The 9,582-nt window shown below is 71.3% G+C and carries 8 protein-coding genes and 1 pseudogene; 3 read left to right on the top strand and 6 right to left on the bottom strand.

Annotated features, from left to right (window positions below):
- Positions 1-122 (bottom strand): annotated as a pseudogene (locus ACFV9T_RS42080) (ABC transporter); the annotation flags it as partial.
- Positions 123-148: 26 nt separating this feature from the next.
- Positions 149-814, bottom strand: coding sequence for a DUF4097 family beta strand repeat-containing protein (locus tag ACFV9T_RS42075; RefSeq protein ID WP_385449023.1), 666 nt, complete (start codon positions 812-814; stop codon positions 149-151).
- Between the two features lie 235 nt (positions 815-1,049).
- On the opposite strand from ACFV9T_RS42075, the gene ACFV9T_RS42070 reads away from it, so the two are divergent.
- On the top strand, positions 1,050-1,805 hold the full coding sequence (locus ACFV9T_RS42070; protein WP_385449021.1) for a helix-turn-helix domain-containing protein: 756 nt from the start codon (positions 1,050-1,052) through the stop codon (positions 1,803-1,805).
- Positions 1,806-1,819: 14 nt separating this feature from the next.
- Here ACFV9T_RS42070 and ACFV9T_RS42065 read toward each other — a convergent pair whose 3' ends face one another.
- The 3 genes from ACFV9T_RS42065 to ACFV9T_RS42055 form a co-directional block, all read right to left on the bottom strand.
- Complete coding sequence (locus tag ACFV9T_RS42065; protein ID WP_385449018.1) at positions 1,820-3,448, bottom strand: MDR family MFS transporter; 1,629 nt, start codon at positions 3,446-3,448, stop codon at positions 1,820-1,822.
- 57 nt (positions 3,449-3,505) lie between these two features.
- Positions 3,506-4,726, bottom strand: coding sequence for a glycosyltransferase (locus tag ACFV9T_RS42060; RefSeq protein WP_385449015.1), 1,221 nt, complete (start codon positions 4,724-4,726; stop codon positions 3,506-3,508).
- An 85-nt stretch (positions 4,727-4,811) separates the two neighbouring features.
- Positions 4,812-6,134: a UDP-glucose dehydrogenase family protein gene (locus ACFV9T_RS42055; protein ID WP_385449012.1), complete on the bottom strand. Its 1,323-nt coding sequence runs from the start codon at positions 6,132-6,134 to the stop codon at positions 4,812-4,814.
- Positions 6,135-6,306: 172 nt separating this feature from the next.
- On the opposite strand from ACFV9T_RS42055, the gene ACFV9T_RS42050 reads away from it, so the two are divergent.
- On the top strand, positions 6,307-6,975 hold the full coding sequence (locus ACFV9T_RS42050; protein ID WP_385449011.1) for a TetR/AcrR family transcriptional regulator: 669 nt from the start codon (positions 6,307-6,309) through the stop codon (positions 6,973-6,975).
- Here the strand turns inward: ACFV9T_RS42050 and ACFV9T_RS42045 are convergent.
- Positions 6,932-7,915, bottom strand: a complete 984-nt coding sequence (locus ACFV9T_RS42045; RefSeq protein WP_385449026.1) for a LysR family transcriptional regulator — start codon at positions 7,913-7,915, stop codon at positions 6,932-6,934. The genes ACFV9T_RS42050 and ACFV9T_RS42045 overlap by 44 nt on opposite strands.
- A 63-nt stretch (positions 7,916-7,978) precedes the next feature.
- Between ACFV9T_RS42045 and ACFV9T_RS42040 the strand changes: the two genes are divergently transcribed.
- Positions 7,979-9,271, top strand: coding sequence for an MFS transporter (locus ACFV9T_RS42040; RefSeq protein ID WP_385449010.1), 1,293 nt, complete (start codon positions 7,979-7,981; stop codon positions 9,269-9,271).
- Positions 9,272-9,582 lie beyond the last annotated feature (311 nt).

The raw sequence follows: 9,582 nt of genomic DNA, 5'->3' as shown, positions 1-9,582 counted from the left end.
CCGTTCGGGCCGAGCAGGGAGAAGATCGTTCCCTCGGGGACGGCCAGGTCGATGCCGTCGAGGACCTTCTTCTCGCCGTAGGACTTGCGCAGCCCGTTCGCCGCGATGGCCAAGCTGGTCATGATGGACGCTCCTCGGGGGCTGCGGGTCAGAGGCTGCGGGCGGTGATGTCGCCGTAGGCGGTGGTCGCGTGGATGGTCAGGTCGGTGGCGCCGCCGGGGTTCCCCAGGGCGTTGTGGATCCGGCCGTACGAGGTGCCCGCGTCCAGTGAGGCGGAGACTCCACGGGCGGCGGCGACCGAGATCTCGCCGTGCTCGGTGCGCAGGGTGACCGTGCCGCGCATGGCCTCATCGATCCGGATGTCGCCCTTTCCGGCGCTGATCTGCGCGGGGCCGCCCAGGCGGCCGACCGAGACATCACCGGCGAGGACGGAGAGGCGGGCGCTCGCGGCCTCGTCCAGCTTGACCGAGCCGTGGGCGCTTTCGAGGGCGACGTCACCGAGCCGTCCGACGCCCCGGAGTTCGGCGCTGGCCGCCTTCACCTCGACCCGGGAATCGGCGGGCAGCTGGACCGTCACCTCGATGGATCCGGAGGGGCCGAGGTACTGGTTCTTCGCCGTGGCCTCGATCCGCAGGACGCCGTCGCTGTAGCTGACCTCGGTCTGCTCAGCCACCTTCACATCGCGGCTCTTCGAGGCGTCGGCGGGCAGCACCTCGACCGTGGTGTCGGCCCGGTCGGCGGCGATGAACCGGACGTGGCCCGCGGGGATGCCGAGGACGACGGAGATCGGGGTGGGGGTGTCGAAGGTGTGCATCGTGCCCTCCTGGGCTTCGTTGTTCCCGCTGTTTCCGAACAATGGAAAAGCTACGTTGCTTTCCACTATCCGGCAACAACTTCGTTGCACCAGAACAGCATCATCGCAGCTAGAACCTAGGATTTCGTTGCAACAGCTCTGAATTCAACGCAACGAAAGATCATCTGCGTGTTGCAATGGATGAGACGGGGCAGCTACTCTGGTACGCGTCACAGAGCACAGAGGAGGGCGCGCGATGCCGGGAGGCAGGCTCACCCAGCAGGAACGCCAGCAGATCTCGCTGGGGCTGGCCGACGGAATCGCCTACGCGGAGATCGCCAGGCGTCTCGATCGTCCGACCTCGACCATCACGCGCGAGGTGATGCGCAACGGCGGCCCCACCGCCTACCGCGCCGACCTGGCCCACCGCGCCACCGAGCGCCGCGCGGCCCGCCGCAAGCAGGCCGCGCCCCGGGATCCACAGGCGCCACCGCAGGCCCATGGCCGCGACGCCGAGGCCGTGCGCGAGTACGAGGAGGCGTTCACGACCGTCCTCATGCACACGGGCCTGCCCAAGATGACGTCCCGGGTGCTGGCCTGCCTCTACATCACCGACACGGGCAGCCTCACCGCGTCCGACCTCGCCCAGCGCCTCCAGGTCAGCCCGGCCTCCATCTCCAAGGCGATCACCTTCCTGGAGAGCCAGGGCCTCGTCCGCCGGGAACGCGACGACCGCCGCCGCGAGCGCTACGTCGTGGACGACGACATCTGGTACCAGACGATCATGGCCAGCGCCCGGGCGAACGCCCCGCTGGTCGAGGTCGCGCGGCAGGGCGTCGGCATCCTCGGCCCCGACACCCCGGCCGCCCACCGCCTCGAAAGCATGGCCCGCTTTGTCGACTTCGTCAGCGAGACCATGGTCCGCGCCGCGCAGCAGGGCCGGGAAGTCCTCCACACCAAACCCAAACCGCCCTCGGACGGCGATGCCGGACCGAGGGCGGATCAGGGATAGACGTACGGGCCTGCCTACTCGTCCGAGAGCGTGAGGTCCGGTACGCGCCAGGCGGCGATCAGGAACGCCAGCAGCAGCACGGCGGCGCCGGTGAGGAACACGATCTGCAGGGAGCTGACGTAGCCCTCCAGGAACGGCTTGGCGACGCGCGCGTCGAGGGTGTGGAGGAAGGCCGAGTCCTCCAGGTTGACCTTGCCGCCGGGGCCGACGGCCGCCTTCAACGCCTCCGCGTTGGCGGGCTGTTCGGCGAGTTCGCGGTACGAGGGCTGCCGCAGCGCCTCGGTGAAGCGGTCGCCGATCCTCGGTCCCGCGAACGAGAAGAGGATGGAGACGAAGGCGGCGGCGCCGACCGTGCCGCCGTTGGAGCGGAAGAAGTTCACCCCGGCGGTCGCGGCGCCCATGTCCTTCCGGGGCACCTCGCTCTGCGCGAGGGTGGTCAGCGTCTGCATCGCCGCGCCGAGCCCCGCGCCCATGAACACCATGCCGAGCGAGACGTGCCACAGCGGGCTGTCCACGCTCAGCGTCGCGTAGACGACCATGGCGGCGGCGAACGAGCCGATGCCCGTGACCAGGTAGACCTTGAACCGCCCGGTCTTGGAGATCAGACGGCCGACCACGAGCGTGACCGTCAGGTTCGCCGCCACCGTGGGCAGCGTGGCGAGCCCGGCCCCGATCGGGCTCATGCCCTTCACCAGCTGCAAGTACAGCGGCAGCGTCGTCATCGCGCCGAACATGCCGATGCCGACGATGAAGTGCAGCGTCGTGCCGAGCCGGAAGGATTTGATACGGAACATCCGCGGCGGCAGCAGCGCCGCGTCCCCCATCCGCCGCTCCACCAGGACGAACGCGGCCAGGCCCAGCACCCCGATCACGTACATGGCCAGCGACAGCGGCGCACCCCAGCCCCAGCTGCGGCCCTGCTCCGCCACCGTGAGCAGCGGGACCAGACCGACGGCGAGCGCCGCCGCGCCGCCGTAGTCCAGGCGGTGCCGCACCGGGCGGTGCGGGACCAGGTGCAGCACCCGCAGGATCACGGTGACGGCCACGATCGCCAGCGGCACGTTGATCAGGAAGATCCAGCGCCAGCCGTCGATCCCCAGCAGGGTCTCCCGGCCCGCCAGCGCCCCGCCGACCAGCGGGCCGACGATGCTGGAGCCGCCGAAGACCGCCATGAAGTAGCCCTGGTAGCGGCCGCGTTCCCGGGGTGAGGTGATGTCGGCGACGATCGTCATGGCGAGCGACATCAGCCCGCCGCCGCCCAGGCCCTGGACCGCCCGGAACGCCGCCAGCTCGTACATCGAGGTGGCGATTCCGCACAGCAGCGAGCCGAGGGTGAACAGCCCGATCGCCCACAGATAGACCGGGCGGCGGCCGTGGATGTCGGAGAGCTTGCCGTACAGCGGCGTCGCGATGGTCGCGGTGATCAGGTAGGCCGTGGTCACCCAGGCCTGGGCGGTGAGGCCGTGGAGGTCGTCCGCGATGGTGCGCAGCGCGGACGACACCACGGTCCCGTCGAGCGCCCCCAGGAACATCCCGAGCACCAGACCCGACATGACGGTCGTGATCTGGCGGTGGGTGAGCCGTACGGGCGGGCCGTCCGCGTCGGGGGCCGGGCCCCGCTCGGTCGTGTCGGAGGTGGTCACGAGGAGGTCCGTCTCTTCCCGGGGGTCGCGTCGTACCGTTCGGCGTGCAGGGCGGGGTTATGCGGCGAGCTTCTCCAGATCGCCGACCGCGGTCTCGATGCCCGGCGTGGCCAGCATCGCCAGCCGTGCCGCGCGGGCGCGGGCGGTGATGGAGTCGTCGGCGAGGACCTCCCGGCAGACGGCGGCGATGCCCTCGGGGGTGGTGTCGGTGACGTGCCGTCCGATGCCCAGCTCCTCGACCCGGCGCGCGTTGGAGTGCTGGTCGCCGAACTGCGGCAGGACGGCCAGCGGGGTGGCGGTGCGCAGCGACTCACGGACGCTGTTGAAGCCGCCGTGGGTGAGGAAGACGTCGACGGACTCCAGCAGGATCGGCTGCGGCAGCCGCTCGGTGACGTGGACGTGCGGCGGGAGTCCTTCGGTGTCCAGGGGGACGCCCGAGGTGGTGAGGACGACGGTGCAGTCGTCCAGCCGCGACACGGCGTCGGCGATGGTGCGCAGCGTGGCCGTGGGATCCGGGAAGCCGGGCGGAAGCTCCGGACCTCCTTCGGCGGCCCCCATCATCTCCAGCATCTTCGGCATCGCGGTGCCGATGGCGCCGTACACCAGGGGCCGGTCGGTGGGGAGTTCGGCGACCCAGCGCGGGAGGACGGAGGCCCGCTCGACGTCCACGGTCTGCCGGTACGAGAACGTCGGGGGCAGGTTCCGGGCGAAGGTCAGCTCCGGCGGTACGCAGTCGACGCGCCCGTACGGGGCGATGGACAGCGGGTCGTCGTGGGTGGGCAGCCCGGCCTCCTCGCGGGTGGCGTTGAGGTACGGCAGCACATCGGCCGGGTCGACGATGTTCACGGCGCCGGAGGGGGTGGGCAGATGGGGTATGCCCAGCCGCTCGGCGATCAGGCAGGCGCCCATGTCCATGCCGTCGCGCAGGATGAGGTCGGGCTGGAACTCCTTCGCGGTCGGGAAGACGCTCTCCAGGGAGATCTTCGCACCGCCCCCGGCCATCCCGCGGAACATGAGCTTCCCCATCGCGGTGTGGAGCGCGGCCGTGTCGTCCGTGGGCAGCTTGGCCAGATCGGCGGAGTGCTCCTCCATCCGGGCGCGGGGGTCGAGGTCGGGCATGATGGTGCTCACGCGGACGTCATCGTCCTGGAAGACCGGTGCCAGGCTGGGGTTGGTGACCACCAGCACCTCGTGTCCGGCCGCGGCGAGCGCGCGGAGCAGGGGCAGCTGGGCGCGCCCGTGGGAGGCGCTGCCGGTTGTGGTGCACAGGACCCGCATGGGGTGAACCTTTCTGTCGGTCGGTTCGGTTACGTGGCCGGGCTGCGTCGCGTACGGCTCGGGGACGGGCTGCGTCGCGGACGGCTCAGCCCTGGGACGCCAGGGCGGGCGCGCGGCCGACGCCGTGCCACCGCAGCCCGGCCCGCTCGAGCCGGTCCGGGTCGAGGAGGTTGCGGAAGTCGTGGACGGTGGGTGTGGCGAGCCGAGCCGCGACGGCCTCCCAGTCGAGGTCCCGCAGCTGCGGCCACTCGGTGAGGACGACGCACGCGTCCGCACCGGCCGCCGCGTCCAGCGGGTCGTCCACGAGGGTGAGCAGATCGCTCAGGTCGGGGCGGGTGGTGCCCTGCAACGCCGGGTCGTAGGCGAGGAGTTCGGCGCCGCGCTCCCTGAGGAGCCGGGCGATCGCCAGGGCCGGTGAGTCGCGCAGGTCGGAGGTGCCCGCCTTGAAGGTCAGGCCGAGCAGGGCGAGCCGTACGCCGTGCAGCGAGCCGTCACCGGAGCCGTGTCCGGTCACGATGCGCTCGACCAGCCGGTGCTGGTGCTCGACGTTGGTCTCGATGGTGGCCCGCAGCAGCGGGAAGTCGACCCCGGCCTGCTGGCAGATCGTCAGCAGGGCGTGGGTGTCCTTGGGCAGGCAGGAGCCGCCCCAGCCGGGTCCTGGCCGCAGGAACGCGGGGCCGATGCGGGGGTCGTAGCCGATGCCGTCGGTGACGTCGCCGATGTCGGCGCCGAAGTGCTCGCAGAGGGTGGCCAGGTTGTTGGCGAAGGACAGCTTCATGGCCAGGAAGAAGTTGGCCGCGTACTTGGCGAGTTCGGCGCTGGCGGCGTCGGTCAGCACGACGGGCGCGTCCAGCGTGCCGTACAGGTCGGCCACGCGCTGACCGGCCTCCCGGTCCGCGGCGCCGATCACGATGCGGTCCGGGTGGAGGAAGTCGTGGACGGCCCGGCCCTCGCGGAGGAATTCCGGATTGCTCACCACCGTCACGTCCGGGCGGCCGAGCAGTTCCGCGACGCGCTCCGCCGTGCCGACGGGCACGGTGGACTTGTTGACCACCACGCTGTCCTGCGGCAGGACGGTACGGATCTCCCCGGCCACGGTCTCGACGGCGGCCAGGTCGGCCGCGCCACCGGCCCCCATGGGCGTCGGCAGGCAGAGGAACACGACGTCCGCGTCGGCCACGGCGGCCGCGGTGTCCTGGGTGAACTCCAGGTGGCCGGTGGCCACGGTGTCCCGGACGAGGTCCGGCAGGCCGGGTTCGAGGATGTCGACCTCCGCCCGCCGCAGCCGCTGGACCTTCTGGGAGTCGGCGTCCGCGCACACCACGTGGTGGCCGAGGGACGCCAGACAGGCGCCGGTGGTCAGTCCGACATAGCCGGTTCCGATGACGGCGACACGTCGTTCAGACACAGATGATCTCCCAACCCCATAAGTCATCGATCGTTGACTTATCGATCATCGTGCAGGTGCGTTCGGTGGAAAGTCAACAAGCGCTGACAACGATCGGTGACTTTGAGACAGTCGGCAGAGCCAGGAGGATGGGCGACCGGCGAACGGCCGTATCTGCGCGAGGAGCTATCGGGTGAACGAACCGAAGAACGACCGGACTTGCGGGGCAGCCGCCACGCCCGACTGCACGCCTGCGCGCAAGCGCAGCGCCGAGCGGACGCGCACCGCCCTGATGTCCGCCGCCGCCTTCCGTTTCGGCCGGTACGGCTACGACGGCACCAGCGTGCGCGACATCGCCGGGGACGTCGGAGTGGACGCGGCGCTGGTCTACCGGTACTTCGGCTCAAAGGAAGCGCTGTTCGAGCGGGTGTCGAGCAACTCCAAGGTGTTCGAGCCGCTGCTCGACGTCCCCCTGGACTGCGTCGCGGACTGGTTCAGCGCGCTGATCGCCGGGGAGCCCAAGGACGTCGACTTCCCCCACCCCGTGCTCACCGTGCTCCGCTCCTCCAGCCGCGACGAGGCCATCGGCCGACTGCGCGAGGAGATGACCGACATGTTCACCAGGCAGTTCGCCGCCCGGCTGGAGGGCCCGCACGCCGAGGTGCGGGCCGAGCTGCTGGTGGCGTGGGTGCTCGGCACCAGCCTGATGCGCGGCACGATCCAGACGCCCGCGCTGGCCTCGGCGGAGAACCAGGACGTCTTCGAGCAGTTCCTGCGGGCCGGGGTCGACGTGCTGATCAGCCCGGAGGCGGCGGACCTCAGTCGAGAAGCTGACCGCGGCGGCTCAGCAGAAACCGCTTGAAGGCGGCCACCGGAGGCGTGTCGGGGTGGCCGTCCAGCCAGGCCACGCCGATCTCACGGACCGCGCGCGGTGCCGTGACCGTCAGCTCCACGACCCCCGGGCGGGGCACCGCGGGCGGCGGCAGCAGCGCCACACCGAGCCCCGCGGCGACCAGGCCGCGCAGCGTCTCCGCCTCCTCCCCCTCGAACGCGATCTTCGGCGTGAAGCCCGCCTCCGCGCAGAGCGCGTCGGTGATCCGGCGCAGCCCGTATCCCGGTTCGAGGGTGACGAACAGCTCCGCCGACGCCTCGGCGAGCCGCACCCGGCGGCGTCCGGCCAGCCGGTGGTCGTACGGCACCACCAGCCGCAGCCGCTGCTCGTCCAGGCGGCGGGCGACCAGGTCGGGGGCGTCGGGGACGGGCGAGGTCAGACAGAGGTCGAGGCCGCCCTCGCGCATCCGCTCGATCATCGCCTGGCCGTAGTTCTGGACGAGCTGGAAGCGGACCCGGGGGTGGTCGACGCGGAAGCCGCGGATCAGACCGGGTACGGTCTCCGAGCCGAGCGTGTGCAGAAAGCCGAACGCGACGAGGCCCGCCGCCGGGTCCGCGTCGGCCCGCACCGTCTCGGCGGCCCGGTCCACCTCGGCCAGCGCCCGTTCCACCGAGCGCAGGAACGTGCGCCCTGCCGGGGTGAGCGCCACCGTACGGCCACGGCGGGCGAACAGCGCCACACCCAGGTCCTCCTCCAGCCGCACCATCGCCCGGCTGAGCGTCGACTGGGGCACGCCCAACTCCTGGGCGGCGCGGGTGACATGCTCATGCCGGGCGACGGCGGCGAACTGGGCGAGGCGGGGCGTCAGGGCGATCGCCCATGACTCATGCTCGGCCTCGACTGTCACCGGAATGTCGTTTTCGTTGCGGATGCGTGACATAAAGGGCCCTGACCTTTGCTCATGCAGCAGTGGATCGATTATCGCGATTCCGTGCATTGGACGCATCAAACCCCGCGTACGTACCTTCGAACCATGCCTCCCGCTGATACCGGGGCGTCCACCCACAGCCGCGTGGACGCCTCCGCACCGCCTGTCTCTTCTGCCCCCGAGCGCATGGCCCCCGGCCGCCCCGGCTACGTCCGGATGAGACTCGCGCTCTTCACGGCCGGACTCGCCACCTTCGCCCTGCTCTATTCGACGCAGGCGCTGCTCCCCGCGATCTCCGACGATCTGCACGTCCAGGCCGACGCCGCCAGCTGGAGCGTCTCGGCCGCCACCCTGGCGCTGGCGCTGGCGGTCGTCCCGCTGAGCGCCCTGTCCGAGCGGTTCGGCCGCCGCACGATGATGACCGCCTCGCTGACGGTCGCGGTCGCGGTCGCGCTGGTGGTGCCGTACGCCCCCGACCTGGGCTGGCTGATCGCGCTGCGCGCGGTCCAGGGCGCGGCGATCGCCGGAATCCCGGCCTCCGCGATGGCGTACCTCTCCGAGGAGGTCGAACCGCGGGCGCTGGTCGGCGCGATCGGGCTCTTCGTGGCGGGCAACAGCGTCGGCGGCATGAGCGGCCGTCTCATCACCGGCTGGGTCGCCGACGGCTACGGCTGGCGGATGGGGCTCGCGGCGGTCGGCGCCATGTCGCTGATCTGCGGCATCGCCTTCCGGCTGCTGATCCCCAAGGCCCGGAACTTCTCCCCCGCCGCGGTCAGCCCGCGGGCGCTGGCCCGCACCGTGTCCCGGCATCTGTCCGACCCGCTGCTGTGCCGCCTGTACGCCATCGGCGCGCTCTTCATGACCGTCTTCGGCGGCGTCTACACGGTGATCGGCTACCGGCTGGTGGACGAGCCCTTCGGGCTCTCGCAGAGCATGATCGGCTCGATCTTCCTGATCTACCTGGTGGGCACGGTCTCCTCCGCCGCCACCGGCAAGCTGGTCGGCCGCCTCGGCCGCCGTGGCGCCCTGTACGTCGCGGTCTCCATGACCGCCGCCGGGCTCCTGCTGAGCCTCGCCGACTCGCTGGTGTCCGTCCTGCTCGGGCTGGTCCTGATCACCGCGGGCTTCTTCGCGGGCCACGCCGCCGCCTCCTCGGCGGTCAGCCGCACCGCGAAGACGGGCCGGGCGCAGGCCGCCGCGCTCTACCAGACCGCGTACTACACCGGCAGCAGCGCGGGCGGCACGCTCGGCGCGATCGCCTTCCACTCGGGCGGCTGGACCGGCACCGTCGCCCTCGGCCTGCTGGCCGTCGCCGGTGCCACGGCCATCACCCTGTACGGGACGCGCAAGGCGAAGGCGGAGGCCCGGGCGATGTCCCCCGCCCCGGCCCACGCCTAACCCTCCCTCTGAGCCCGAAGGGGCCGCCCCGCCACTGTCCGGCGGGGCGGCCCCTTCACCTTTCCAGCCCTCTCAACCTGAAGAAGGCTTCAGGACTTCAGGCTGGCTTCAGGTTCGATTCGGCAACGTAGTGGATGTCGAAAGGGCGCGAGAGAGCCCCGCCGACGGAACGCACCACGCGATACGAACCGGAGGAACCGTCACCATGAAGGCCACCGCCAAGCGCACCCTCACCCCCCGCGCCATCGTCCTCGGCACGGCCGCCGCCATCGCCCTCATCGGCAGCACGGGCGCGGCGACCGCCTTCGCCG

The organism is Streptomyces sp. NPDC059850, assembly GCF_042731515.1.
In the GTDB taxonomy this organism is placed as follows: Bacteria; Actinomycetota; Actinomycetes; order Streptomycetales; family Streptomycetaceae; genus Streptomyces.
Note: the sequence above shows the minus strand (reverse complement) of the source record. Positions and strands in the feature narration are given on the sequence as shown.

Excerpts from the sequence above, each read along its gene's own strand:
- ACFV9T_RS42075 (WP_385449023.1), bottom strand. The coding sequence starts at position 814 with ATGCACACCTTCGACACCCCCACCCCGATCTCCGTCGTCCTCGGCATC.
- ACFV9T_RS42070 (WP_385449021.1), top strand. The coding sequence starts at position 1,050 with ATGCCGGGAGGCAGGCTCACCCAGCAGGAACGCCAGCAGATCTCGCTG.
- ACFV9T_RS42060 (WP_385449015.1), bottom strand. The coding sequence starts at position 4,726 with ATGCGGGTCCTGTGCACCACAACCGGCAGCGCCTCCCACGGGCGCGCC.
- ACFV9T_RS42040 (WP_385449010.1), top strand. The coding sequence starts at position 7,979 with ATGCCTCCCGCTGATACCGGGGCGTCCACCCACAGCCGCGTGGACGCC.